The sequence below is a fragment of the Noviherbaspirillum album genome, assembly GCF_035916955.1.
GTDB classification, from domain to species: Bacteria; Pseudomonadota; Gammaproteobacteria; order Burkholderiales; family Burkholderiaceae_D; genus Noviherbaspirillum; species Noviherbaspirillum album.
On record NZ_JAWIIV010000007.1, the window covers coordinates 102,918 to 128,565 of the forward strand.

At 58.4% G+C, this 25,648-nt stretch carries 27 protein-coding genes, 2 tRNA genes and 1 pseudogene; 11 read left to right on the forward strand and 19 right to left on the reverse strand.

Going from position 1 to position 25,648, the window contains the following annotated elements:
- Window positions 1-175 precede the first annotated feature (175 nt).
- From RY831_RS10570 to RY831_RS10590, 5 genes are all read right to left on the reverse strand, one after another.
- Window positions 176-499, reverse strand: coding sequence for a hypothetical protein (locus tag RY831_RS10570; protein ID WP_326506303.1), 324 nt, complete (start codon window positions 497-499; stop codon window positions 176-178).
- Between the two features lie 445 nt (window positions 500-944).
- On the reverse strand, window positions 945-1,145 hold the full coding sequence (locus tag RY831_RS10575) for a hypothetical protein (RefSeq protein ID WP_326506304.1): 201 nt from the start codon (window positions 1,143-1,145) through the stop codon (window positions 945-947).
- A gap of 521 nt (window positions 1,146-1,666) precedes the next feature.
- Complete coding sequence (murI, locus tag RY831_RS10580; RefSeq protein ID WP_326506430.1) at window positions 1,667-2,485, reverse strand: glutamate racemase; 819 nt, start codon at window positions 2,483-2,485, stop codon at window positions 1,667-1,669.
- Window positions 2,486-2,534: 49 nt separating this feature from the next.
- Window positions 2,535-4,073, reverse strand: a complete 1,539-nt coding sequence (locus tag RY831_RS10585; protein ID WP_326506305.1) for a fumarate hydratase — start codon at window positions 4,071-4,073, stop codon at window positions 2,535-2,537.
- Window positions 4,074-4,102: 29 nt separating this feature from the next.
- Entirely contained in the window at window positions 4,103-4,726 is a 624-nt protein-coding gene (locus tag RY831_RS10590; protein ID WP_326506306.1) for a TIGR00645 family protein, read from the reverse strand.
- A 323-nt stretch (window positions 4,727-5,049) separates the two neighbouring features.
- On the opposite strand from RY831_RS10590, the gene acs reads away from it, so the two are divergent.
- Both acs and RY831_RS10600 read left to right on the forward strand, forming a co-directional pair.
- Window positions 5,050-7,032 (forward strand): acetate--CoA ligase, encoded by a 1,983-nt coding sequence (gene acs / locus RY831_RS10595; protein ID WP_326506307.1) that lies wholly within the window; start codon window positions 5,050-5,052, stop codon window positions 7,030-7,032.
- A gap of 180 nt (window positions 7,033-7,212) precedes the next feature.
- Window positions 7,213-7,303, forward strand: a tRNA-Ser gene (locus RY831_RS10600).
- A 94-nt stretch (window positions 7,304-7,397) separates the two neighbouring features.
- Here RY831_RS10600 and RY831_RS10605 read toward each other — a convergent pair.
- Window positions 7,398-8,375, reverse strand: a complete 978-nt coding sequence (locus RY831_RS10605; RefSeq protein ID WP_326506308.1) for a hypothetical protein — start codon at window positions 8,373-8,375, stop codon at window positions 7,398-7,400.
- A gap of 471 nt (window positions 8,376-8,846) precedes the next feature.
- Between RY831_RS10605 and RY831_RS10610 the strand changes: the two genes are divergently transcribed.
- Entirely contained in the window at window positions 8,847-9,344 is a 498-nt protein-coding gene (locus tag RY831_RS10610) for a hypothetical protein (protein ID WP_326506309.1), read from the forward strand.
- 398 nt (window positions 9,345-9,742) lie between these two features.
- Here the strand turns inward: RY831_RS10610 and RY831_RS10615 are convergent, their stop codons facing one another.
- Window positions 9,743-10,651, reverse strand: a complete 909-nt coding sequence (locus RY831_RS10615) for a YihY/virulence factor BrkB family protein (protein WP_326506310.1) — start codon at window positions 10,649-10,651, stop codon at window positions 9,743-9,745.
- A 256-nt stretch (window positions 10,652-10,907) separates the two neighbouring features.
- Between RY831_RS10615 and RY831_RS10620 the strand changes: the two genes are divergently transcribed.
- A complete protein-coding gene (locus tag RY831_RS10620) occupies window positions 10,908-11,045 on the forward strand; it encodes a hypothetical protein (RefSeq protein WP_326506311.1) in 138 nt (45 codons plus the stop codon).
- A 139-nt stretch (window positions 11,046-11,184) separates the two neighbouring features.
- A tRNA-Asn gene (locus RY831_RS10625) sits at window positions 11,185-11,260 on the forward strand.
- Between the two features lie 162 nt (window positions 11,261-11,422).
- Here the strand turns inward: RY831_RS10625 and RY831_RS10630 are convergent.
- Window positions 11,423-11,611 carry a hypothetical protein gene (locus RY831_RS10630; protein ID WP_326506312.1) on the reverse strand — a complete coding sequence of 63 codons (189 nt, stop codon included), beginning with the start codon at window positions 11,609-11,611 and terminating at the stop codon, window positions 11,423-11,425.
- A gap of 134 nt (window positions 11,612-11,745) precedes the next feature.
- Window positions 11,746-12,258 (reverse strand): surface-adhesin E family protein, encoded by a 513-nt coding sequence (locus tag RY831_RS10635; protein ID WP_326506313.1) that lies wholly within the window; start codon window positions 12,256-12,258, stop codon window positions 11,746-11,748.
- 272 nt (window positions 12,259-12,530) lie between these two features.
- Here RY831_RS10635 and RY831_RS10640 point away from each other — a divergent pair, with 272 nt between their 5' ends.
- Window positions 12,531-12,743 carry a hypothetical protein gene (locus RY831_RS10640; RefSeq protein WP_326506314.1) on the forward strand — a complete coding sequence of 71 codons (213 nt, stop codon included), beginning with the start codon at window positions 12,531-12,533 and terminating at the stop codon, window positions 12,741-12,743.
- A 370-nt stretch (window positions 12,744-13,113) separates the two neighbouring features.
- On the opposite strand, the pseudogene RY831_RS10645 reads toward RY831_RS10640, so the two are convergent.
- The 3 genes and pseudogenes from RY831_RS10645 to RY831_RS10655 all read right to left on the reverse strand — a co-directional run.
- Window positions 13,114-13,339, reverse strand: a pseudogene (locus RY831_RS10645) (J domain-containing protein); the annotation flags it as partial.
- Between the two features lie 188 nt (window positions 13,340-13,527).
- Window positions 13,528-13,761: a hypothetical protein gene (locus RY831_RS10650; protein WP_326506315.1), complete on the reverse strand. Its 234-nt coding sequence runs from the start codon at window positions 13,759-13,761 to the stop codon at window positions 13,528-13,530.
- A gap of 365 nt (window positions 13,762-14,126) precedes the next feature.
- Window positions 14,127-14,426: a hypothetical protein gene (locus tag RY831_RS10655; RefSeq protein WP_326506316.1), complete on the reverse strand. Its 300-nt coding sequence runs from the start codon at window positions 14,424-14,426 to the stop codon at window positions 14,127-14,129.
- A 463-nt stretch (window positions 14,427-14,889) separates the two neighbouring features.
- On the opposite strand from RY831_RS10655, the gene RY831_RS10660 reads away from it, so the two are divergent.
- Window positions 14,890-15,150 carry a hypothetical protein gene (locus RY831_RS10660; protein ID WP_326506317.1) on the forward strand — a complete coding sequence of 87 codons (261 nt, stop codon included), beginning with the start codon at window positions 14,890-14,892 and terminating at the stop codon, window positions 15,148-15,150.
- A 352-nt stretch (window positions 15,151-15,502) separates the two neighbouring features.
- Here the strand turns inward: RY831_RS10660 and RY831_RS10665 are convergent, their stop codons facing one another.
- The 7 genes from RY831_RS10665 to RY831_RS10695 form a co-directional block, all read right to left on the reverse strand.
- Window positions 15,503-15,625 carry a hypothetical protein gene (locus RY831_RS10665; protein WP_326506318.1) on the reverse strand — a complete coding sequence of 41 codons (123 nt, stop codon included), beginning with the start codon at window positions 15,623-15,625 and terminating at the stop codon, window positions 15,503-15,505.
- 66 nt (window positions 15,626-15,691) lie between these two features.
- Window positions 15,692-16,837, reverse strand: a complete 1,146-nt coding sequence (locus RY831_RS10670) for a mechanosensitive ion channel family protein (RefSeq protein WP_326506319.1) — start codon at window positions 16,835-16,837, stop codon at window positions 15,692-15,694.
- A 479-nt stretch (window positions 16,838-17,316) separates the two neighbouring features.
- Window positions 17,317-17,475, reverse strand: a complete 159-nt coding sequence (locus RY831_RS10675) for a hypothetical protein (protein WP_326506320.1) — start codon at window positions 17,473-17,475, stop codon at window positions 17,317-17,319.
- A 573-nt stretch (window positions 17,476-18,048) separates the two neighbouring features.
- Entirely contained in the window at window positions 18,049-18,360 is a 312-nt protein-coding gene (locus RY831_RS10680; RefSeq protein WP_326506321.1) for a hypothetical protein, read from the reverse strand.
- A 271-nt stretch (window positions 18,361-18,631) separates the two neighbouring features.
- Complete coding sequence (locus RY831_RS10685; protein WP_326506322.1) at window positions 18,632-18,886, reverse strand: hypothetical protein; 255 nt, start codon at window positions 18,884-18,886, stop codon at window positions 18,632-18,634.
- Between the two features lie 176 nt (window positions 18,887-19,062).
- Window positions 19,063-19,281, reverse strand: coding sequence for a hypothetical protein (locus RY831_RS10690; protein WP_326506323.1), 219 nt, complete (start codon window positions 19,279-19,281; stop codon window positions 19,063-19,065).
- A gap of 220 nt (window positions 19,282-19,501) precedes the next feature.
- Entirely contained in the window at window positions 19,502-19,912 is a 411-nt protein-coding gene (locus RY831_RS10695) for a hypothetical protein (RefSeq protein ID WP_326506324.1), read from the reverse strand.
- A gap of 258 nt (window positions 19,913-20,170) precedes the next feature.
- On the opposite strand from RY831_RS10695, the gene RY831_RS10700 reads away from it, so the two are divergent.
- From RY831_RS10700 to RY831_RS10715, 4 genes are all read left to right on the forward strand, one after another.
- Complete coding sequence (locus RY831_RS10700) at window positions 20,171-20,377, forward strand: hypothetical protein (protein WP_326506325.1); 207 nt, start codon at window positions 20,171-20,173, stop codon at window positions 20,375-20,377.
- A 145-nt stretch (window positions 20,378-20,522) separates the two neighbouring features.
- Complete coding sequence (locus RY831_RS10705; protein WP_326506326.1) at window positions 20,523-21,047, forward strand: glycine zipper 2TM domain-containing protein; 525 nt, start codon at window positions 20,523-20,525, stop codon at window positions 21,045-21,047.
- A gap of 394 nt (window positions 21,048-21,441) precedes the next feature.
- Window positions 21,442-23,697, forward strand: a complete 2,256-nt coding sequence (locus tag RY831_RS10710) for a family 1 glycosylhydrolase (RefSeq protein ID WP_326506327.1) — start codon at window positions 21,442-21,444, stop codon at window positions 23,695-23,697.
- 112 nt (window positions 23,698-23,809) lie between these two features.
- Window positions 23,810-25,597 (forward strand): glycoside hydrolase family 2 protein, encoded by a 1,788-nt coding sequence (locus RY831_RS10715; protein ID WP_326506328.1) that lies wholly within the window; start codon window positions 23,810-23,812, stop codon window positions 25,595-25,597.
- The last annotated feature ends 51 nt before the right edge of the window (window positions 25,598-25,648 follow it).

Consider the following 25,648-nt stretch of genomic DNA (forward strand, 5'->3'; position numbering starts at 1 on the left):
ATCATCATGCTCATGAAGAGGCGGATTAAAGCACCATCGAGAGCAAGTTCAGGTCGAATCCTTCACTGAAAATTCCAGCATGAGCCGACCCGAAGGCATCGAGCGAGGTCTCGGCTGGACCGAGATCCTTCGCCATAAGATGAGGGGGCCGGACAGAAAAGCCGCGCAGCTATTATTACTTTGCGAACGTGAAGGTATCCTCGCCATCGACAAGAGTCAGTGTGCGTCCATCCGCCGAGAAACTGGCAATCATGGTGGTTGTTTCGAAACCATCGGACACGTTCAGTTTTTCAGCAGAGCCAGACATTTCCACGAAGCTTGCGTTGAAGGGCAAGCTGAGCTGTGCCGACGGGCCGCCGCAGTTTGCCTGATTGTAGGCGTCGGCGACCATGCGGCCGGTTGCTGACTTCTGATCGGCTGTCAGTACCAAGGACATCCGTACTGTCTGCTGGCCTTCGGTCATGCAGGTCGAAGACCATGTGCCGGCGTATTTGGTCATGTCTCCATGCGTGATCACGGCCGGTGCAGACTGGGGTGGTGCGGGCTGCGAAGCGGCGGTGGCGGTCGTGCCGCCGTCGCTGCCTCCGCCGCATGCAGACAGCGTTGCAAGCAAAGCGATAAGAAGGAATTTGTTTTTCATTACGTCTGTATGAATGATTAAGCCAAGTCTCTGATTCAGAGTGGCCGCATCTTAACTTGACCTTATCGCCAGCTTAGGAATAAATAAAAAACTGATACTTAAAATTATGTTGACTTGTTGTAGCCGCGCCTAAAGATGCTGAATTGAAAATGCATTTCGACATGCAATGCATATCACTCCAGAACAAAGCAACGGATGCTCAAGTTGAAGGGGCAAATAGCGCAGTGTGAAGCCGGGCAGGAGGAATCAAACTGTAGCCTTGACAGGCAGGCGAACGGAATGCGATGCAGTGGGAGAAGGCACATCAAAGACGCCGCGTCACATCCATCGAAGCCGGCCGCCATTCCTCGATCTCGTCTGCGGCGCAGATGGTCGGCGTGCCGCGATGGAGAATGAAGAAGCACCAGCCTGAAACGCTCCATCGCGCTTCCTGCTCGCCGTCTTTGGTGGTGACAATGCAAAGCTCTCCATCTTTCAGGCGGGAGAGTGCCGAATCTGTTCTCATAGGTATCCAAGCGAATTGCAGCCATGCCGGTATGCATGGCATCGGCCCTGCCATGGCTCAGCCACGCATCCTTCTAGGGGTTGAAGTCAGTAAAAGGAACGCCTTATCTAAGCTATTCTCGTACTGTACAAAATTACAGTATAAATGGGCAAGAGCTGTTTTGTAACGATAGGCGCCTCAATTTCGCACACGGTGCATATACTCTTGCAAATCAATGGCTTGGAAGGAAACGCAGGGCTTGTCCACAGGCTTGCTAACAGAAAATGTGGGTAAGTATTGCAGGCGTGCGCTGTGCCGGGAGCGGACTTCGAAAAGAAAGTATCTTTGAAGACATATTGCTGTATGTCATGGCGGCGTCATCGGCATGCACTATGATTGCCATATCTGCCGTGCCTGCAAGAACTTGCGACGGCAGCCAGGTATGCCGTCAGAGCCGATCAAGAACGGGGCGGCATACCAACCACCCCCCCCATCAAAATACTTTCCTTTTTTATCAAAGCCCGAAGTCTGCCGTGCGCAGATCAGGAAGATGCCGCAATCTGCATGACCGGCGGACGTATGCCGAGCAGCTTGTCGAATGCGCTTTCCAGGCTGGACTTGCTGCCAGTGGTGAATCCGCTCAGCGTGCCGGGGCCGTCCTGGCGTAGCAAGGCGCGTTCGCTGAGCAGGCGCACCAGCTGTCTGGCTACCGGCTCGCCGGTATCGACCACGGCAATAGGCCGCGTCGTGACATGCGCAAGAATCTCTTCTATCAGCGGCAGCACGAACGGGTAATGGGTGCAGCCCAATACCAGCGTGTCGGCGCCCTGTTCAATCAGGGGTTCGACATAGCCGCGTACCAGGGTGGCGGTGGCCGCCGAATGCAGTTCGCCTTTTTCCACCTGGTCCGCCAGGCCGATGCAAGGCTGGGGCAGGAAGACGACGTTGGTGACTGCGGAGATCTGTTCGCGCAGTTGATGAAACTTGTCGCTGGACAGGGTGCCCTTGGTGGCCATGACACCGACGGTGCCGGTTTTGGTCAGTGCAGCGGCCGGCTTGAGGCCCGGTTCGACGCCGACGACGGGCAGGGTGGGGTAGCGCTCGCGGATCGCCTTGATTGCCGCCGCGGTGGCGGTATTGCAGGCGACGACAAGCGCCTTGGCATTGTATTGCAGCAGGAATTCCGCGATGGCCAAAGAGCGTGCGACGATCTCTGATTCCGGCCGCCCGCCATAGGGCGCGAAGCCGGAATCGGCGAAGTAGAGCAACTGCTCGTTCGGCAGGCAGGCATGGATATACTTCAGCACCGACAGGCCGCCGATGCCCGAATCAAAGACGCCGATGGGAGCATCCGCCCCCATCGATATCGTCGCTTGCGTAGTGACGGTCACGTTTGCCGCACCGGTCCGATTAAGCCACGGTCACGGGAATCTTCGACAGCGAGCCGGTCGCGATGCGCTCCTGCCATTCCTTCGGGCCGGTGTTGTGCACCGAAACGCCATTGGAATCGACAGCGACCGTTACCGGCATGTCCTTGACTTCGAACTCGTAGATCGCTTCCATGCCGAGGTCTTCGAAGCCCACCACCTTGGCGCCCTTGATCGCCTTCGACACCAGGTAGGCGGAACCGCCCACAGCCATCAGGTAGGCCGACTGGTGCTTCTTGATCGACTCGATCGCGACCGGGCCGCGCTCGGCCTTGCCGATCATCGAGATCAGGCCGGTCTGCTCCAGCATCATGTCGGTGAACTTGTCCATGCGGGTGGCGGTGGTCGGGCCCGCCGGGCCGACGACTTCATCGCGCACCGGGTCGACCGGACCGACGTAGTAGATCACGCGGTTGGTGAAATCCACCGGCAGTTTCTCGCCCTTGGCCAGCATGTCCTGGATGCGCTTGTGCGCGGCATCGCGGCCGGTCAGCATCTTGCCGTTCAGCAGCAGCGTCTGGCCCGGCTTCCAGGAGGCGACTTCTTCCTTGGTCAGGGTGTCGAGATTGACCACCTTCGACTTCTCGGTGTCGGGTGTCCACTGCACGTTCGGCCATTCGGACAATGACGGCGGTTCGATGTAGGCCGGGCCGGAACCGTCGAGCACGAAATGCGCATGGCGGGTCGCCGCGCAGTTCGGGATCATGGCCACCGGCTTGGACGCCGCGTGGGTCGGGTGCATCATGATCTTCACGTCCAGCACCGTTGTCAGGCCGCCCAGGCCCTGCGCGCCGATACCCAGCGCATTGATCTTGTCGCACAGTTCGATGCGCAGTTCCTCGGTCTTGTTCTGCGGACCGCGCTTCTTCAGCTCATACATGTCGATGTCTTCCATCAGCACCTGCTTGGCCATCAGCATCGCGCGTTCGGCGGTGCCGCCGATGCCGATGCCGAGCATGCCCGGCGGACACCAGCCCGCGCCCATGGTCGGCACGGTCTTCAGCACCCAGTCGACGATGGAGTCGGACGGATTGAGCATGACGAACTTGGACTTGTTTTCCGAGCCGCCGCCCTTGGCCGCGACCTGCACATCGACGGTGTTGCCCGGCACCAGTTCCATGTGGACCACGGCCGGCGTATTGTCCTTGGTGTTCTTGCGGTCGAACTGCGGATCGGCCACCACCGATGCGCGCAGCACGTTGTCGGGATGGTTGTAGCCGCGGCGCACGCCTTCGTTGACGGCGTCGGTGATCGAGCCCTTGAAGCCTTCAAAGCGCACTTCCATGCCGATTTTCAGGAAGACGTTGACGATGCCGGTGTCCTGGCACAGCGGACGGCGGCCTTCCGCGCACATGCGCGAATTGGTCAGGATCTGGGCGATGGCATCCTTCGCGGCCGGGCTCTGCTCGCTTTCATAAGCGCGCGCCAGGTGCTGGATGTAATCGACCGGATGATAGTAGCTGATGTACTGCAGCGCGGCGGCAACCGATTCGATCAGGTCTTCTTGCTTGATGATTGTCATGATGGTATGTGAGCGAGAGTGAGCTTGGTTCAGTGGGATTGCTTGAAATGGTTGGCCGTAGTGCCGGCCATGATCTTGTCGCAGTAGGCGATCGCCATCGCCGACAGCAGGAAGGCGAGATGGATCCCGGTCTGCGCCATCAGGGTCTTGGCATCGTAGGCGCCGGCGTTGATGAAGGTCTTGAGCAGGTGGATCGACGAAATGCCGATGATCGCGGTCGCCAGCTTCACCTTCAGCACCGAGGCATTCACATGCGACAGCCATTCCGGCTGGTCGGGGTGGCTTTGCAGGTTCATGCGCGAGACGAAGGTCTCGTAGCCGCCGACGATGACCATGATGAGCAAATTGGAAATCATGACCACGTCGATGAGGCCGAGCACCACCAGCATGATCGTGGTTTCATTGAGCCTGGTGGGCTGCTCCGCTCCCTTGATGGCGACCGCCTGCAGGATATGATCGAGCGCCGCCTGGTTTCCGAGCGCAGCACCGATCAGGTCGACCAGCTCGACCCAGAAATGATAGACATACACGCCTTGCGCCAGGATCAGGCCGAGGTACAGCGGCAGCTGCAGCCACCGGCTCATGAAGATGAGGTTCGGCAGCGGACGGATCGGTCGAGTGGCTTTGGAAGTATCGTGATCGAGTGGATTCATGTAGAGGGAGACGAGGCCAAAAAAACCGCATCATTTTACACTCGCCAGCAAATCCTGATTGGCGTTTCGGCGTACGGTTGCGCCGCGGCGCGCCATGATATGCGCTACGCGCGCCCGAACCTGCCGGCCGGTTCGGCAAGGCTGAGAATTCTCAAGGGACAAGCATGGGGAAGCGCTATAAACCGTAATAAAAACGGCAACTTTCGGCCGGGACGCCGGACATCCCGGCCGCATTCGGGGCGGCTTCGCAGCTTTCATGTAAGGCTTTAGTAAGAGAATAAGCTTACCTTCATGGCAAACAAACATCCCCGCAGGAGAGAGACATGGCAGACATAGAAACGCTCAAGCAGGAAAACCGCATATTCAATCCGCCGGCCGAATTCGTTGGCAATGCCACCATTTCCGGCATGGAGGCGTACCAGGCCATGTGCGCGAAGGCGGAGCAGGATTACGAAGGTTTCTGGGCGACATTGGCCAATGAAAACATCCAGTGGAAAAAGCCGTTTACCAAGACGCTGAACGAATCGAATGCGCCTTTCTACAAGTGGTTCGAGGACGGCCAGCTCAATGTTTCCTACAACTGCCTCGACCGCAATCTGCAGAACGGGAATGCCGGCAAGACCGCTGTCATTTTCGAATCAGATGACGGCAAGAGCACCAGGGTTACCTACCAGGAATTGCATGACAAGGTTTGTCAGTTTGCCAATGGCTTGAAATCGCTCGGCATCAAGCGCGGCGACCGCGTCGTCATTTATATGCCAATGTCGGTCGAAGGCATCGCTGCCATGCAGGCCTGCGCCCGCATCGGCGCGACCCACTCGGTGGTGTTCGGCGGCTTCTCGGCCAAGTCGCTGCAGGAACGCATCATCGACGCCGGCGCGGTCGCCGTCATCACTGCCGATGAGCAGGTGCGCGGCGGCAAGCAGCTGCCCCTGAAAGCCATCGTCGACGAAGCCATCGCCATGGGCGGCTGCGAGCACCTGAAGAATGTCGTGATCTACCAGCGCACCGGCGCCAATATCAACTTCGTCGAGGGGCGCGACCGCTGGATGAAGGATGTCGTCGCCAATCAGGCCAGCACCTGCGAGCCGGAATGGGTCGATGCCGAGCACCCGCTGTTCATCCTGTACACCTCCGGTTCCACCGGCAAGCCCAAGGGCGTGCAGCATGCTTCCGGCGGCTACCTGCTGTGGGCCATGCTCACCATGAAGTGGACCTTCGACATCAAGCCCGAGGATGTCTTCTGGTGCACCGCCGACATTGGCTGGGTTACCGGCCATACCTACATTGCCTACGGCCCGCTGGCTGTCGGCGCCACGCAGATCGTGTTCGAGGGCGTGCCCACCTATCCCAATGCCGGCCGTTTCTGGGACATGATCGCGCGCCACAAGGCCACCATTTTCTATACTGCGCCCACCGCCATCCGTTCGCTGATCAAGGCTGCCGATGCCGACGCCGCGGTACATCCGAAACAGTACGACCTGTCGTCGCTGCGCCTGCTCGGCTCGGTCGGCGAGCCGATCAACCCGGAAGCCTGGATGTGGTACTACCGCAATATCGGCAACGAGAAGTGCCCGGTCGTCGATACCTTCTGGCAGACCGAGACCGGCGGCCACATGATCACGCCGCTGCCTGGCGCAACGCCCATGGTGCCGGGTTCCTGCACGCTGCCGTTGCCGGGCATCATGACGGCCGTGGTGGACGAGACCGGCAACGACCTGCCGAACGGGCAGGGCGGCATCCTGGTGGTCAAGCGTCCGTGGCCGTCGATGATCCGCACCATCTGGAATGATCCGGAGCGGTTCAAGAAAAGCTACTTCCCGGAAGAACTGGGCGGCAAGATCTACCTGGCGGGCGACGGTGCGGTGCGCAACGAAACCACCGGCTACTTCACCATCACCGGCCGCATCGACGACGTGCTCAATGTATCGGGCCACCGCATGGGCACGATGGAAATCGAATCGGCGCTGGTAGCCAATCCGCTGGTCGCCGAAGCTGCGGTGGTGGGTAAGCCGGACGAGACCACCGGCGAATCGATCTGCGCATTCGTAGTGCTGAAGCGCTCGCGCCCGACCGGCGACGAAGCCAAGCAGATCGCCAAGGAGTTGCGCGACTGGGTCGGCAAGGAGATCGGACCGATTGCCAAGCCCAAGGAAATCCGTTTCGGCGACAACCTGCCGAAAACGCGCTCGGGCAAGATCATGCGGCGCCTGCTGCGCGTGCTGGCCAAGGGCGAGCAGATCACCCAGGACGTCTCCACGCTGGAGAATCCGGCCATCCTCGATCAATTAAAACAAGCGCAGTAAAAAGGGAAAATAAAACCGTTGTACCCAACATATCCCTGGAGACTCGCCGGCGGGGCCACAAGCTTCGCCGGCATTTTTATTTGTGCAAGCCGCAGGTGTTTGTTGCCCTAGAAAAAATTACGGCAAATTTCCAAACCTTTGCTATAATCTGCGGCTTCGCAAAGGCGAAAACCGAATCCAGGAGAGGTGGATGAGTGGTTTAAGTCGCACGCCTGGAAAGCGTGTATAGGTTAATAGCCTATCGGGGGTTCGAATCCCCCCCTCTCCGCCAAGAACGAAAAAAGCCCTTGATCCCAAGGGCTTTTTTATTGCCTTATTCATACTGCCAGTTCTTCACTGAGCACCCGGATACGGTCAGCCTCTGATCATCTTCCAGGGACACGTCCCAAAAGCTCACGTACATCATCGGAATTGACGGCAGCAGCCATAGACGTGAGCAATGGAGAGTCTTTAGGAAACGTAGAGTAATCCTTCAAATATCGCTCCACCGCGTCCGGACTTATTTCATGTATCAATTGGTAAACCAGTCCGGTAGGGATTTGTCCAGCGAAATGCTTTCGGAGCAGATCCACGCAAGCATCGCGCATGTCTTTCAGGCGACCTGGCTCGAATTCTTTCGTCACACGCTGTTCAAAACGGCCGAATGCATCATTAACATCCAATGCTTCCTGCTTTTCCACCGTCTTCGTACGCTCGGCCAAGCGCTGCGCTTTCAGTTCGGCACGATGCGCTCCAATCGAAAGGCGCTCCTTGAAAGTGCGTTTCGTACTGTTCTTTGCATTTATCCCGTACGTGGGAGTGTTGTGCGTTTTTGCCTTGCGAAGATCGTAATACGCGGTGAGCCTTAACTCATTGATGCTTCGGCCCACTTTCTGATCAATTTCCATCAGCCGGTTTTTGAGAACTGCAATATCGGCGTGCAAGCTGCGGCCCTTTGTTGCTGTAAGGTAGGCATCCCAGTTAACCAGTGTTTCACTGTTGAGATTGTTCTTTTTGTCGTCGCGGAATTTTTCAATCTTGTCGTTGAGTTCGCTTGGAGATGGCTCATCGATTTTCCGGAATGCTGTATTGCTTCCAATTATTGGTGTGCTTATTTTGCTGATGGAAACATTTTTTTTGGCTATTCGTTGGGATGCTGGAGCTGCAGGATGGTTGTGATTGAAGCGCAGAGTAAAGTTTTTCAGGTTCCTGACGCCGCTTTCAATCTTGGCCGGCAGGGTTCTGGAAGATTTTTCTGAAACGTCTGCAGTTGTAGTAGGGCTTGTGGATTTAACGAAGCTAGCTTGCTTCTCGGGCAGCTGCAGCGGCGCGGGCTGATTTCGAGTTGGGAACTTAGTGAACATCGTGTTCTCATGTGTTCGTTAATATTGGATAAGAGTGATCTCAGTGATGATGCTCTTTGATATTGAGCTTGAGTGGTTTGGAAACACGTTTTAGTTCGCCATGCTTAGCAATTTATTTACGACAAGGCGTGATTTTTCTGCCTTGTCCAGCGTTGGCAAGACTGCATCGATCGATGTCAGCAAGTGCCGCATCTGCCTTTGTTCGTAACTTCGTATGGCTCACGGGCGGCGGGAAACTGAGCCTGTCATACATTCTATGCAAGCGATTGAAAGTATTTCATTTTCGAGCAATGTAACTTCAATGATGTGCCGGCGGATTGGATGGGAAAGCGTGGTAACGATAAGTGACCGCTATATTGCCTCTACGGTATTGAGCACGATGTAGCGGCACGAGACCTTTTCGTTCTCGCCGGAAAATGGCACACGTCTTGCTGGTTTCACCGGAATCAATTCCAAAGATGGAGCTTCATCATGAAAACACTGACCTCATCCATGTTGCTTGGCGCCTTGCTCGCCATGGCCGGCGCGGTCCACGCCGATGCCACCCAGAACACGCGCAATCCCCAATCCGGTCATCCCAATGCCGGAGAAGTGACACCGGGGCTGGGTAGTCCCGCCGCAGGCGTCGCGGGTTCCACCGGAGGAGCGCGTACGCCCGGCACTTCGGCGTCCGGCGCCGCGGTCAAATGTCCGGAGTCGACCATGCGCCCGGGCAGCAACGGCAATGCCGATACCGGCACCGCCCGGCAGCTTGGTCCCTCGCTCGCCAAGAACAGCGCGCCCAGTGTCAGCACTTCCTGCGTTGATGAGTCCACTTCGTCGGCTGCATCGACCGCGACTTCAAGCTCTGGCGGCAGTGCGGGCGGCCAGGCCGCGTCGGGCGCCGGTAACTCCGACAGCGCGAAAGGCGGCAGCCAGAACGCCAAACAAAACACCCAGAAAAACACCCAGCAGAATGCCAAGCAGTAGTTGGCCGCGAAACGCACAGCGCATCATTGCGCTGATCTGATGTGACTTCGCTTGATCGCCATCGCCATTGCCATTGCTTTTCCGAAGCGATGGCGATGTCCTCTTTAGTGATGGCGGGCCGGCGCTGCCAACTACATTTTTTATGTTATGTCGGCCAGCGTACCAAGCATGAAACTCGTTCTTTGACGGCCATCATGGCGCAAGTACTTCGGCGCAGTATCATTGAATCATCTGCTGTACATGCAACCGATATGCATGATGGTAGTCGAACATGCCCTTCCTCGATCGAGCGAAAGGCATGTTCTCCCTCCACCCCGCCTTCTCCGTATCTCGTTCCGGTTTTAGTCCCCTTGCTTATCACTTAGGTGATGTCGAATGCGATGACTGCATGCTGATACTTATCCCTGGACTTCATCGGTATGGAATTCCGCATCTTCCTGCGGCTCCGCGTCGTCGATGCGTTCGTACTCCGCGATGACCTGTGCGCCGAACAGCAGCAGCGTCGCGGCAATCTCCAGGCTCAGCAGGACGATGATGGCCGTGGTCATCGATCCATAGACGATGTTCACCTGCGATAGCGTGGCGAAGTACCACACCAGGATATGGCGTGTCAGTTCCCACAGTAGCGCAGCGGTGACTCCGCCAAGGAGCGCATGCCGCCATGACAGGCGGCCGACCGGCATGACCATGTAGACCGAGGTCAGCAGCAGGACTTCGCCTGCGAAACCGAGCAGGTAGAGCAGCACGCCGGAGAGGCCGCTCAGGGACCACGAATATCCGAACAGGTCGACGTGTTCCTGCCCGATGGTTTGCAGGCCTCCGGCCACCAGTGTCACGAGCAGCAGGCCAATCCCCAGGAAGAGGATGTAGCAGTAGGGCAGCACCGCGGAAACGAGGAAGTGGCGCCGGCGAATCGCAACGCGGTGGAAGAAGATGACCGACATCGCATTCTCCAGCACGGTGAATGCCAGCGAGCTGAAGAAGATCAGCGTTGCGCCCAGCAGCCAGCTGATGACATCGCGATGCCCGAGAAAATTGGCAAGCTCGTTGATGACCGCCTTCGACTGTCCCGGAATCAGCCATTCCAGGTAACGGCCTATCGTTTGCAGCAGCTCTCCCTGGTCGATGAAGTGGGAGAGGGCAATCACCGTGATGATCAGCAGCGGCACGATGGACAGCAGCGCGTAGTAGGCCACTGCGCCGGCCAGCAGCAGTCCCTGGTTGGCGCGGAAGCCCTTGAGCGTTCTGAGTGCGAAGGTGCCCGGTCGCTCGATCATGAACAGGACTTTGCGGTCGGTGATCTGCATGTCATGCTTGCCGTGTTAGGTGGCGACTATGCTACGCCAGAGCCGGTCCGTACGGGCTGGCATGGCAGTAGCGCTTGTGGTGGCGCAAGCGCCTGAAGCTGCGGTATGCAGAAGGCTGCGGCGGCAAACTGTTGTTGCGGTGAACGAAAAGCATCGGAAGTTTGCTCAACTTCAATAATGCGGGTGGACTGTCACATCCGGGTCATCAAGAGCTTTTTATAATAGGCGTATCGAGTGTGCTCATTGGAGAGACAGCATGGGTAAGTCGCTGCATAACCGAATCCGTCTGAAGTCCCGCGCTTCCTATCTGAATCTGGCGAACGTGCGGCGCACCGCGTTCGGCGTATCCGCATCCATTGCGCTACTGGTGCTCGCGGTGAAAAAACTTCGCTGAGATGCGCGGCGGGTAAGAAGAGACGTAGCTGGAACGACCGCATTGCGAACGCTTGTGGAATGCCGTGCATCGGCGGGAATTGCTGCCAGAACAAATTTTTGACATTCCGCTTGGGCTGTCTATATAATGCGGCCTCTGTTCCCTGATAGCTCAGTCGGTAGAGCGACGGACTGTTAATCCGCAGGTCCCTGGTTCGAGTCCAGGTCGGGGAGCCAGAGTCTTCCTCCCGTCAGCTTTAAACTGTTCGTCCTGAACAGGAGGCATCCCGGGGTAATATCAGTTCTCCCGTTTTTCCCTGCACGATCTCGTTCAAGTGGCTTCCCGGCCTTCTCTCATCCTGACTCATCCTGACGTCCGCGATTTCCGCCGCGCTTTTCTTATGCCGAATGCGACGGCGTCGATTCGTCCGAAGAGTGACCGGCCTGCGATCCGCCGGCCCGCAATTTCAGTTTGCTGCCTGCGAGCCGCTCGAGCCTCGGGAAGCAGGACATGATTGTAGCCGTCGCGTAGATGTACATGATCACGCACATCACCTTGAAAAGTAGTACCGTCGAACCCTCGTTCATAATTCATTCCTCGAATTCTTGAATGCATTGCGCATGCCAGTCTCCAGTTTGGCGACAGCACGCAAGCGCATCTTGAGCAAACTTAAGGCAATGTATCCGGTTAGCGCAGTGTCGCGTTCGATGGCAATGCGCTGTTACGGCGATGCGGCCTTTTGGCGCTGGGACGGAGCCTGACGTGCCTTGGGTGCGCAGAGAATGCGCACTGCCTGATCCTCGATCGAATCAGGTACGGGATCGCTCATATCAGGAGCCTTGAACTTCGTACCGCCAACAACCGCGCCTCTGGCAAATCTCTCGCCATAATAGGCCACGTCGGTGATTCCCAGCCGGCTGGCCTTGCAGTCCACAAGCACCCGCTCACGGATGGACAGGTAAGGCTTTTCCTTTTCAAAATATTCCGCAGACGCCAGTTCCCTATGCATCCATGCCGCGATGCGGCCGTCGCCTTCGCGGCGCCGGTCGTTGTGCATGAACACAGCCGCATCGTGGGATTTGCCCACGCCGCGCCAGCTCGCGGGCATTTCACGCTGGCCCTGGGTATACAGGTCATCGATGCTGCCCGCTCCATGTTGAGATGCGGCCGGGGATGATTGCGACAGCAGGATGGCGGCAAGTCCGGCGAGGATGCGAAATCTGGAAGGTGTCATCCTGATGCGCATGAAAAGAGGGAGGTTGATCATCTTGTCGTCGTTGTAGCCGGAAACTAGGTTTGGAACATTCGCAACCGTAGTGTAGTATTGAACATCCCCAATCCCACACAAGGGAATCTCAAGCCGGCCAAAAGCCGGCTTTTATTTTGTGCGCTTGTGTAATTTTGCCGTTCTTGTCGTCGCGCTACATTGTAAATTGGTCGGAACTTCCATGGAAAATTCCATACGAAGCACAATACCGTCGAATCCGACCATGATTGAGGTTTGCAATGCCCGCCGCCGAACATACTGCCCGACAACTTGAGATACTGGTGGAAGCCGCTTGCCACTATGGCTTGGTACTCGAGCTGTTATCTGCGATTCACGAGATGCAAAACGGGCGCGAGCTCGATGCAGCGGATGCCCGGCTCGTCAATAGCGCTTCGATTGCAGCTCTGCTGGCTCGCGTGGAACGCTCGAAGCGAGGCATCGATTCGGAATAGGCTCGGCAGCGAGGGCTACCTGGCTGGCTTCCGGGGAATGGTTGGTTTTGTCCGTGGACAGGATCCGATGCAGCAGGGGGGAAAATGGATAGGAAAGACGCATTGCCCCGCATTGGGTGAGCGGCAACAGGGCAGCGAGATGAAGTCTTGCTGGCTTTTCAGGTCTTCCTGAACAACTTGCGTGAAAGCTCGTCGAAGGCAAGCCATGCTTTTTGCAGCGTTTTCAGCAGGGGACTGGAATGCCGGTGCCTTTCCAGGAACGCTTCGAGCGATGATGAGCGATGCCGCCGATGGCGCGAACGCCTGCGCGAGCCATGACGAAGCGCGACATCCACGCTATCAATGCGGCTTCCTCCGTAAAGCTCCTGCGCCTCCATCCGGGCGATCCATTCATCATGTTCCCTCCGCTTGGCGGGATCCGACAATACGGCGTAAGCGGAATTGATGATCTGGATGACACGGATCGCATCCGGATTCTCGCTGTTTCGGTCAGGATGGTATTTCTGAGAAAGCGTCTTATACGCCGCACGTATCACCTCGGGAGGCGCATTGCGAGCGACTTTCAAATTGTCATAATGCGTATGGATCTGTGCCATCCTGGGCAATCCGAAAAAGAGTTATACAAGTTACAGGAGGACGAATGGCAATGGCGGTGGCTTTGCCGGACATTTCCACCATGTTATTGCACTGCAAAGTCACTTCATTGCATTTTATCAAGTGGCTTCACTGCACTTCAGAGTGCCTGATCGTTAATAGTCTTCCCTTCGAGAAAAATCAAGCAATATCACAGCGTTTCCCGCTGCAGCAACGCCGTGCCAAAGCGGCGCGCAAGCTCTATGGCTTCCTCATAGCTCGGTGCAGGCGTGTCCGACGCACGGCGTTTTTCTACGACGCAACGAAAGTCTCCTGCAGCGTCGTCAAACTTGAGAATGGTCACGAACGGATCCCATTCGCGCCCTCCGGGCATTTCCTGCCCCAGCAGGTGCAACTGATACTTGCCTATTGTTTCTATCTGCATTGCTGCTCCGGTAAATGTATGCCGACTTTCATCCTAGCAGGGGATGAACAGAGATTTTTGACGGCGGTCATGCAGTACGGTGCGGCGAAATCGCGGCAAAGGCCGCACATCCCCCATCTTTAAGCGCAAAAACAATGCCTGGAACAAGTTGGGCGCGCGCACGCTTGATGCTCCAAGCTTGCTTCGATTTGGCACGCTGCGACTACGAACGGCGCCGAAACCGTGAGCCGGCTGTTTCTATAGGATGGAAGGAACCTGTCACCAAGGCTGGCCATTGCTCCAGACATGTCGGGCCGCTGCAAACCATTGTGTTGGATAGCAGCATGCAATCCGCAGGTTGATGTTGTAAATGAGTAATAACTTGCTTATTCGGCGGAGTTCCACCATGCGCCCAGCAAGCCGGTCATGTATGTACCAACACCTATCGCAACGGAGACACCGGCAATTACTAGAGAGTCGGCAAGCACGGCGACAAACCCGGCGCAGCTCAAGCCGATGCCGGCCAGCTGCATGAGCTTGTACTCCTTCAGCGGAGCAGGATCTGTCTCTTTATCGGTTGGCAGGGCCGGCTGGCCCCGCGCCATGACCGGATAGCCGCACTCGTGACATGCTTCCGCATGCACGGATAGAGCGGCACGGCATTCGCTGCATATGATCCGCGACATTTTCAACCCTGTTGGTCTGGTCCGTATCGGGCTCGATACGATGAAGGTCGCGTCATTAGACACGCGGCTGCGAACGAGGCCTAGCCATATATATGGGAGATGGCACGGTAAAACGCCAGGAGCTTGAGGTAACACCAACCCGGAGCCGTTCCGGATAGGGGCTCGTTGTTTTCGTCCGGCCGCGTTGCGCTCGTTGTTTATACTCCCGCAATTGCCCCTCCCGCGTCGTGCTTCGAGACTGGTAATAGCCGTATCGACACTGCGTCATTTTGAAGCGGCACGGCTTTTGCAAAAGGAAGCGGCATGGACCGGCATGTTGCTGGAAACCGGACAGGGGCGTGAAGCATGATTCATCATGGAGTCACAATCCCGGTGCAGACTATCCCTCCCGGTCCGGATGACATGATCTGATCCGACACGCCAGCACGCATTGCGCTTACGCCAGTCAAACAGGAGGCTCGCGATGAAGGTTACGACTGAAATGATTGACGCCGCGATGAAAAAGGCAACCGAAGCAGGCTTGCTGCCGCGGCATGCGCGGCGGGAAGAGGTGTGCATCAACCGCGAGCTGATCCGCATGGTGCTGACGGCGGCATTGGAGGGCGAACGCAAGCAGCTGAAGGCGGAGTCGCCGGACGCCGCGCTCGGCGGAGGTGCAGAAGCGGTGAATACGAACAGCTCCCGCTTCTCCGGCATGCCCAAGTTTGTGGCGGGCATGCACTGATCCGGCAATAGCCGACTGCAACATCGTGTCCAAAGTCGGGGCGCTGGCGAAGCTGGACTTTCCCACATCCGCTGTGGTCAATCCTGTGGATAACCACCGGTCAAGACGATTATCCCTTTGATTTGATTGTGTAAATTTACTCTGGTAAAAAATAAGGCAGGCTGGAGGCACATGCATTGCCTCCAGCCTGCCGTATACCCAATCCCAAGTCATGACATGTCATGTCATGTCATGGCTTGGGATTGCTTGTCGCGTTCAAAGCATTCAAACCCTGGCGCCGCGCGACTTTGCGGTTTCGGGACCACTGCATCTGGCGGTTTCGCCATGCAGGTCCCGGCTTGCCAAGCTCTTCCTAGAGATACTTGGCGAAGTAGATTGCTGGAAAAGTCACCGCCGTCCAGTAGTCGACGGTAGTCTTGACCAGATATTCGTTGAAGGACAGGGCGGTTTGATAATTGTCGAAGTAATTTGTCATACGGTGTCTCCTCCCAGGTTGGATATGCACTGTAGCAACACAAGTGCCGGTCGCGTTTGCGCTACCTCAAGCCTGCGGCGTGCTGGAAGGGCGAGTCGGATCGGAGCTTGTAGTCATGTCCATGGCAGCTTCCGCCCGCAATTTCGGGAGATGCTCCGGGTGCTGGCTTTGTACATAGTCGACCATGCCTTCGCGCAGGCGGCAGCGAAGGTCCCATGCCCTGCCGGCGTCGCCCGCGCTGACGAGTATCCGTATCTGCAGCGCGCGTTCCCCTGCTTCGACGACGTGGGTCTGGCATAGACGCCCATCCCATTCCGGCGCTGCCTCGCACAACCGCTGGGCCTCGCGGCGCAGCAGGTCAACCGGTATCCTGTAGTCGACCCAGAGGGTGACCGTTCCGAGAATCTCGGAGTTATTCCTCGTCCAGTTCTGGAATGGGTTCTCGATGAACCACTGCAGGGGGACGATCATGCGCCGCTGGTCCCAGATGCGCACTACGACATAGGTGCCGGTGATTTCCTCGACCTGGCCCCATTCATTCTGCACGATGACGACATCTTCCAGCCGAATCGGCTGTGTCAGCGCAATCTGCATGCCCGCCAGCAGATTGCCCAATACCGGTTTCGCGGCCAGACCAACCACCAGGCCCGCCACGCCGGCGGACGCAAGCAGGCTGGTGCCGATCTGCCGCAGCAGCGGCAGCGTGGAGAGCGCCGTGCCGGAACCGATCAGGACGATCAGCACCATGACTGAGCGGGCGAGCACCCTGGTTTGAGTCTGTATGCGGCGCGCCTGTAGATTGTTGGGCGTATCCGCCGGGTTGTTCGCGATGATGGCATGGGCAATGGCGCGGACGCAGCGCACCCCCAGCCAGGTCACGGATGCGATCAGTGCCAGGGCGCCTGCATGACGGGCTGTTGCAATGCCGGTCAGGCTGTCGCTCGCATTGCGCAGCAGGACCTGCGCAAGCAGCAGGTAAAGCACGCCGCCCGCCGCGCGATGCCCGTACTGGACGAGACGCCGGGAATAGGGCAGGGATACACTGACCCGCAACAAGAAATGGGTCGCGAAATGATGCGCCAGTATGACGGCAATCAGCAGGATCACGAGCTGCACGGCCAAGCTGATCCAGGGCAGCTGGGTCACGAGCAGGAACCAGGGCATCAGCGCGAGTGCCAGTGCCTCCAGTCCGCCTGAAAAAGCATTGTTCATTACCTGTACTTATTGTGAAGTGTTCGTATGCGGGATGTGATCACGCGGCAGCCGACATCGGCAGTCGCAGCGTACCTGCGGTTTGGACTGTCTGGGCTACTTAGAGCGGATTGCGAATGGGTGTACGGTCGCCTCGGCCTGCCTTGGGCCCACTTCACCATGGCAGCGGTGTTCGTCGCTTGTGTGGCCCGTTGTGTGGCCCGCCACACGGCGCTCCTCTCGCCTTGTCCTGCATCCCAGGACAAACCGATTCTTCCCTACACCCTCCCGCAATCCGCTCTAGTGCCGGCATCGTGCACTCATCGAACGTGAAGCATCGGCCACGCAGAAAGCGGGGAGTGAGTACGCAATCCCTTTGTCTCAAGACTTGAGGACCGCGCTCTTGCCGGCAGTGCGGAAACCATCCGGAAGTGGCGGACTGGCGCATAGGCGCGCAATGCCCGCGTGGCTGCGCCATGGTTCCATGTGCAGTTTCCGGCTCAGTCGTTTTTCTTGCTTGGGGTGCTGGCGGCACCGACTGCACTGACCGGATTGTGATCCGGCACAGGGTTCTGGTCCGGTGTCGGACTCTGATCCGGCGTCGGGCTGTCCCCCGGAACGGGGTCGGATGGCGCCTGGTGGTCGTCTGGCATTGACATGTTGAGCTCCGTGCGAATAGTCAGATCCTACACGGCGTCGCATTAGCGGATTTGAGCGAAGTCAGCGACCGATGAAACGGCCGGCATGCAGTCATTGCGGCAGAGGGTGGTTGGAAGCAGGCAGCGGATGGGCAGAAATGAACAGCAGATAGGCGAAAAAAGCTGGAAGTCGCTGGAGATAAGTTCGCGGGTCGTCATATAAGCCGGCGACATATCAGTCATAAGGAAAATAAAGCAGACTGATAAATCGGCTTTGGCTATAGTGCTCCTGTCTCCTCCAACTCTTCTTGAATTGGATTCGCCCGCTACCGAAAGGCCAGCGGGCTTTTTTTCGTCCATCGAAAACAAGGGCGATTTGTAAAGTCGCCGTTTCCCGCGATCTCAACGCAGTGCAGGGTGGCGCCCTGCCTTCGGGGCAAGGTGTCCGGGCTTGGTGCCACACGCAGTGCCGCTAATGAGGCAGCAATGCTTTTGCGTTGCAAATCAATGACTTCTGTAGTCTTTCACAGGCTTATCCACATGGTTGACCACAGAGCATGTGGGTAAGTCCCGCAGATGTCCGGCAAACCGGCTTCAGGATGCAGTATTGTTTGCCTTCGGCTTGAACTGCTTGTCGCTGATCCTGAATTTGTTGCGGCGATCGCCCATGAGCTGGCGCAGGTCGCTGATGCTCAGGTCGGACACTTCATGCATGCGGATCAGCAGCGATGCGCCGACAGGCAGACGGCGATGACGGATCTTGCTGATCAGCGGCGGGGCCACTTCCAGGGCGCGTGAAAGAGCAGCATCATTCTTCAGATTCAGCTTCTCGATCAAGGACTCCAACAGATTGTTCGGGTCGTATTGGAACTGCTCTGTCGCGTTCGTTTCTTTAGTTTGGTTCATGTGGATTTATCCCCGTGTATGGTTCAATCTGGGTTTTATTCTGACCAATCGCCCAGATGTCTTTTTGATAATTCTCAGAGATGCTGAGTTCTGAGTTCTGCGATTGACCTGCATTGAACAACGACTGCGGTGATGCGTGATGACTGCTTGTGAAACGTTTAAGCGATACCTGCTCGCGGCAGGAGTGCAATTCTCAAAGAATGCGCAATGAATGCGCAGGAAGGCAGCCGTGCCGCCGTCCTGCGCTGGCGCATGCAAGGCGCGTGATCGTTCAGACGAAGTAGGCTGCCCCCAGCACAAGCGGAGTACCACTGACGCCGGCCACGACCAGGCGTCGCGCCACGCTGTGAATCTGATCTTCGAAAGTGCGATAGATATCCATGAAATCCTGCTGTCCGCCCTTCAGGCGGCGCAGGTGCGCAAGTGCGTTTTTCGACACCAGGCATTCACGGTCGGTAAAGCCCACTTCCACTGTAAAGGTGATGCCTTCTTCTGCCACGCGCGGTTCCGACAGGGTTTTGTGCATGCTTGTCTCCGATGTTTGAATTGCATGAATCGAACTATTGATGTGCTTGATGGTAATGAGTCAGTTTGGCAATGTTTTGACAGCACTCAATGGTTGCGATGCGCGGTATCGAGATCGCGCAGGCAATGCACGACATGCACGCGCCCGCATGCACGGGAATGGAAAAACGATGCGTTTCAGGGATGGTCGGGTGCTTTGTAGAGCGTCATCTGCCAGTCGCGCGACGCGCCGGTGTAGCGGAGGATGTAAGTCGCGCCATCCGATGCGGCGACCTTGAAATAGCTGTACTCGAGGGCGAGCCAGCGGTCCAGGATATCAATGACCTCGATCCTGCACGCTCCCAGCATGAAGGCACGCGGCTCGATATCGCCGTGCAGTCCGGGGGTGCTTTCCACCTGCAGCTCCATGTCGATTCATCCAATGCCGACGGTTGCAAACCCCTAGATGCGCCTAATACGCTCAATGCGCAAGCTCGTTGCGAAATCGGTCGGCGCGCTGCTCAGGGTTCATAACGGATTGGGCATTGAATTTGCGATCTCGTTCATCGGCATGAGCCGTGCCGAGTGGCGCGGCGGTGCGACGGCGTATCCGCAAGCCGGCACACGGCGCCGAAGGCTATTTCGCCGCCGGCACCAGCGTGATGACGTTGGTCGTGGAAATCTGGTCCTGGATCTGCTCGATCTCGGCAAGCAGATTCATCAGCGTGCGCAGCCACGGGTAGCGCGCATAGCGCGTGTTACGGTTGCTTGATGCGAGATCGGAGATGAACTGGGGCGTCATGATATGCGGATGGCGATTGCTGCATACGCCGCCATGAAGCTGCGCGCGCCGCCCGAGATAGGCAAGAGCGCAGGCACGCTGGTAGGCTGCGATGCTGCCGTACTGTTCGACGATGAGACTCTTGTTCTCCCTGCATTGACCGATGCAGGAAAGGTAAGCCTTCCAGTCGCCTTCAAGTACCTGGACCGTGGCTGGCACCGGGCTGTCCTTGGTTGATGCTTCGTTGGATTCGAGTACGGCTGACACATTACCTCCCGGGTGTCAAAAATGGGGTTGACCCCTGAATGAAACAGGTCGGTTGGACGCAGCAGCGGCCTGGAAAGTTCACCGGGGCAACATCAAGTTCTTCGCGATTTGCAGAACGCCGAAGGCGATGCATTTGCCGCACGAAAAATCATGTGCAAAAGAAATTTTCCGGCAGCGTCAACAGGCTTTTCTTATGCGGCTATACTGGCTTGAGATTGGCACCACGGCAACCGTTGTAAGAAGAAGGGCGGCGGAATCATGCATGATGCGAACCACAGTGACGAGCAGGGCGAACCGCCCGGCCGGATCGAGATGGCAGGGAGAACGGCGATGGCCGACCTCAAGCCCAAGGGCGCATGCTGGTATTGCAATCAGCCCCTGGACAACGTGCGGCGCTTTTGCAGCAAGACCTGCGCCGATGACTACCGGATCGAGGAAGAGGCGTTCAGCAATCCTTCCGCTTGAGCAGGAATGGATTCAGATCCGAGGTTAAAAGCCGAGCGTCGCATGTTGCCCTTGATACACAACGATACATACCGCTGTATAACATTTACTTGCTTCAATCGTTGAACGACGTAACATTTCACGTCGTCTTGTTTGGAGGAATTAAATGCCCGCATTTACCCCGTCCCGGAGTTTGCATACCCGCCTGTCCCTGGCCATCATTGCCGCAATGGCTGCATCGGCGGTGCAGGCGGCCGATTTCGATGATTTCGCGCGCGTTGTCAGCGTGGCTCCCCAGCTGGAGCAGGTCAATTATCCGCAGCAGGAATGCTGGACCGAATATGTACAAGCCCAGCGCCAGGCACAGCGCGGCGTCGGCGGGTCCATTGTCGGCGGGCTGGCCGGCGGCATTCTCGGGAACCAGGTTGGCGGCGGCAGCGGACGCACTGTTGCGACTGCGGCCGGCGCGATCGCCGGCGCCATCGTCGGCGACCGGCTCGAAAACAATCAGGCCGGCGGTGTCGTCGAGCAGCAGCCGGTGCGCCAATGCCGCACCATCGATAACTGGCAGACCCGCACCAGCGGTTACGCGGTGACCTATGAATACCACGGCCACACCTATACCAGCGTGATGCCCTATGATCCGGGTGCGCGCATGCGCGTACGGGTATCCGTCACGCCACGTCCCTGATCCTTGTCCTACGCCGCCGCCGTTCCCCGGCCGCCAGGCCGGCTTGTTGCGCGTAACGAACCCGCCGGCGGCAATATCTTCCATCCAGCCGCAGTCTGACCTTTGGCCGCACGGCTACGCCGCGATCAAGAAATGCGGCGATCGGTGCTACTTGTCGGAATATTAAAGGAACGTTTTCTTCGATTGCCCGGTCAGGGTAGTAGGTCAGCCGGCAAGATGCTACATCTGCGCGCATCAGCCGGATGATTCGGCGTTTTCCGCGTTTCCATTGTTCATCCGCTATTGACCGATCCTGCACGCCGGGCGCAATCCCGTCGTGAGCTTGAGCGTTATCACAACGTTCGGCAATTGAGATCGGATCATTTCATCGATTTCCTTTCCACGATCTCCAGCGATGACTCCATCTACTACGAGCAACACCCATAGCACGAACAGTCCGGAGGGTCCGGGCAGCGCGAACATCGATTCTTCCATCCCTTCAAGCCTGCCGCCGCTGGAATGCTGGGGTGGCATCGAATGTACGGTGGTGCGCATCCAGGACCGGTTCCGCAACCAGAGCGAGGAAACCGGTCATTCCCGCCGTCTCGACGATCTGGACGCGATTGCCGGGCTCGGCATAAGGACGCTGAGGTATCCCGTGCTGTGGGAAACAATTGCTCCGGAACACCCGGACCAGTGCGAATGGTCCTGGCACGACGAAAGACTGGAGCGCCTTCGCCAGCTCGGTGTCGCTCCGATCGCGGGGCTGATTCACCATGGCAGCGGCCCGCGCTATACCAGCCTGCTCGACCCCAAATTTCCCGAGATGCTTGCCGTGCATGCCGAACGCGTGGCGCAGCGCTATCCATGGATCAAGCTGTTTACGCCAGTCAACGAACCACTTACGACAGCGCGCTTCTCGGCGCTGTACGGCCACTGGTATCCGCATGGCCGCAGCCAGGACATGATGCTCAAGGCCTTGTATTTCGAATGCCTTGGCGTGAAGCTGTCGATGCAGGCCATCCGCCGCGTCATTCCCGATGCCAGTCTGGTGCAGACCGAAGACATGGGCAAGACCTTCAGCCTGCCGCGCCTGCGGCAGCAGGCGGATTTCGAGAACGAGCGGCGCTGGCTGTCGTTCGACCTGCTGTGCGGCCGCATCGTGCCGGGGCATGCCTGGTATCAGCGCTTTCTCGATGCAGGCATCGGCAAAAGGGATCTCGCGCGCTTCAGCGACGAGCCTTGCGTACCGGACATCATCGGCATCAATCACTACGTCACCAGTGAACGCTTCCTCGACCATCGGGCGCGAGATTATCCCCCGGTCTTCCACACCGCCGAGGTGCCGTACGTGGATGTGCATGCGACGCGCGTGCACCAGGCGCACGGCCTGCTGGGGCCGGAGGCACGCCTGCGCGAAGTCTGGGAACGCTACCGTTTGCCGATTGCCATCACTGAGGCCCATCTCGGCGGCACCCGCGACGATCAGCTGCGCTGGCTCAACCAGATGTGGCAGGCCGCGTCCAACCTGCGCGCCGAGGGCGTCGACATTCGCGCGGTGACGGCATGGTCGCTCTTCGGCTGCGTCGACTGGAATACGCTGCTCACGCAGGAACACGGTTTCTATGAAAGCGGCGTGTTCGACGTGCGGGGCAAGTCGATCCGGCCGACCGCGCTGGCAAAGGCGGTGGAAGGGCTCGCCAAGGAAGGGCGCTTCGATCATCCGGTGCTCGACGAACATGGCTGGTGGCATCGTCCCGACCGCTTCTTCACGCCGCCCAGCACGCCGATCGTCATGCCGGCGCTGGTCGAATCGCCGCGCAAGCTGGTCATCACCGGCGGCAGGGGCACGCTCGGCCGGGCACTGGCCCGCATCTGCGAGCAGCGGGGCCTGGCGCACGACCTTCTCACGCGCGACGAAATGGATATCGCCGACCAAGCCTCGGTGGAGGCTGCATTGGCCCGCCATCGCCCCTGGGCCGTCATCAATGCCGCCGGCTATGTCAGGGTGGCGGACGCGGCGCGCGAGGCAGAGCGCTGCTTCCGCGAAAATGCGGAAGGCGCGGAGATGCTGGCGCGCGCCTGCGCCCACCTTGGCATTCCCTACGTCACGTTTTCATCCGACCTCGTGTTCGACGGCAGCCTCGGCCGCGCCTATGTCGAAAGCGACACGGTGTCCCCGCTGTGCGTCTACGGCAACAGCAAGGCCGAAGCCGAGAAACGGGTGCTCCAGGCTTTTCCGGAGGCGCTGGTGGTGCGCACCAGCGCATTCTTCGGTCCCTGGGACCAGTACAACTTCGTGTATGCGGTATTGCGCGACCTGGGCGCGGGAAGAACCGTGCATGCGAGCGATGCGCTGCATGTTTCGCCGACCTACGTGCCCGATCTGGCCCATGCCACGATTGACCTGCTGATCGATCGTGCCGGCGGCATCTGGCATCTTGCCAACCAGGGCGTGGTGTCGTGGTATGAATTTGCCGAACGCGCGGCGCGCCAGGCGGGTATCGATTCGTCGTCGCTGGTGAAGATCGATGACAGCGGGCGGGGGCTCACTGCGCTGTCGAGCGAACGCGGACTGATCCTGCCCAGCTTCACCAGCGCAATCGAACGCTACATGCAGGAGAACACCGTCGCATGGAATGACGGCCCGGTCGACCGGGAAGCCGCCTAGCCGCGCAAGTGCGCAGGGCAGTGTCGGCACGGCAATCCGTCTGTGCGCCGGGGAACAGCCTCGCCCGGATTCACTCCAAGCGGGGTAACGCCGACCAACTAAAGGAAAAAGAATGTCTGATACTGCATACCCGCGCCCGCAGCTGGTGCGCGAGCACTGGCTATCGCTGAACGGCCAGTGGAAATTTACATTCGATAACGACAGGAAGTACGAGCACCCGTCGGATCCGATTCAATGGACGCATGACATCAAGGTTCCTTTCCCTCCGGAATCGGAGGCCAGCGGCGTGGGCGATCGCGGCTTCCATCGCGGCTGCTGGTATCAGCGCGAGTTTGAAATCACGCCGGATGACGGCAGGGTGCTCCTGCATTTCGGCGCGGTCGACTACCAGTCAACGGTCTGGGTGAACGGCCACCGCGTGGCCGAGCATGAAGGCGGGCACAGCTCTTTCTATGCGGATATCACCAATGCCCTCGGTGAACAGACGCGCCATGTCGTCACGGTGCACGTGGAAGACGATCCCCAGGATCTGTCCAAGCCGCGCGGCAAGCAGGACTGGCAGCTGGAACCGCACTCCATCTGGTATCCGCGCACGACCGGCATCTGGCAGGCGGTTTGGCTGGAAAAGGTGCCGCACACCTATATTCGCAAGCTGCGCTGGACGCCGCATTTCGAAGGCTTCGAGATCGGCTGCGAAACCTTCGTGGCCGGCCACGTCGAAGAAGACCTGTCGGTGGAAGTGAAGATCAGGCACGGCAACAAGATGCTGGCCGACGACCATTACAAGATCATCGGCGGCGAAGCGCATCGCAAGATCGCGCTGTCGGATCCGGGCATCGACGATTCCCGCAATGAACTGCTGTGGAGCCCCGAGCATCCGACACTGCTCGATGTCGACATCACCCTGTGGCACAAGGACAAGGTGCTCGACAAGGTCAAGTCGTACACCGCGCTGCGCTCGGTGGCCATCAATCGCGACCGCTTCATGCTGAACGGCCGTCCCTATCATTTGAAGCTGGTGCTCGACCAGGGTTACTGGCCCGACACGCTGCTGTCGGCGCCCTCCGACGATGCGCTGCGCAGGGACGTGGAGCTGGCCAAGGCCATGGGCTTCAACGGCGTGCGCAAGCATCAGAAGATCGAAGACCCGCGCTACCTGTACTGGGCAGACCGCCTCGGCCTGCTGGTATGGGAAGAAATGCCATCGTCCTACCGCTTCACCCCGCAGGCGATCCAGCGCATGGTCAAGGAATGGAGCGACGTGATCGAGCGCGATTACAGTCACCCTTGCATCATCGTCTGGGTGGCCTTCAACGAATCCTGGGGCGTGCCGAACCTGACATCGATGCAGGCGCATCGCAATGCGGTCGAGGCGCTGTATCACCTGACGCGGACCCTGGATTCCACGCGCCCGGTGATCGGCAACGACGGCTGGGAAGCGTCGGCGACCGACCTGCTCGGCATCCATGACTACGACGGCGATCCTGAACGCCTGGCGGCCCGCTATTCGAGCGCCGCGTCGCAGGAACTGTTCGACCGGCGGCGTCCCGGCGGCCGCATCCTCACCCTGGACGGTTATCCGCATCGCGGACAGCCGATCATCCTGACCGAGTTCGGCGGCATCACCTACGCGAAAGTGCCGGAAGCCGGCGTCAAGAATGTATGGGGCTATTCGCTGGCCGACAGCGACCAGGAATTCCACAACAGCTACCGGCGCCTGCTGGAAGTGGTGAATGAAACGCCTATGTTCAGCGGCTTCTGCTATACCCAGTTCGCCGACACCTTCCAGGAAGCGAACGGCTTGCTGCGGGCCGACCGTTCGCCAAAGCTGCCGCTCGAAGACATTTATGCGGCGACCCGCAACATCAAGCCGAATGCGAAGGCGCAGTACGGCGTTTGATGTCGGCGCGAAAGGGGGCGTAAGCAGCGCGCCGGCTTTCACGCCGGCTTC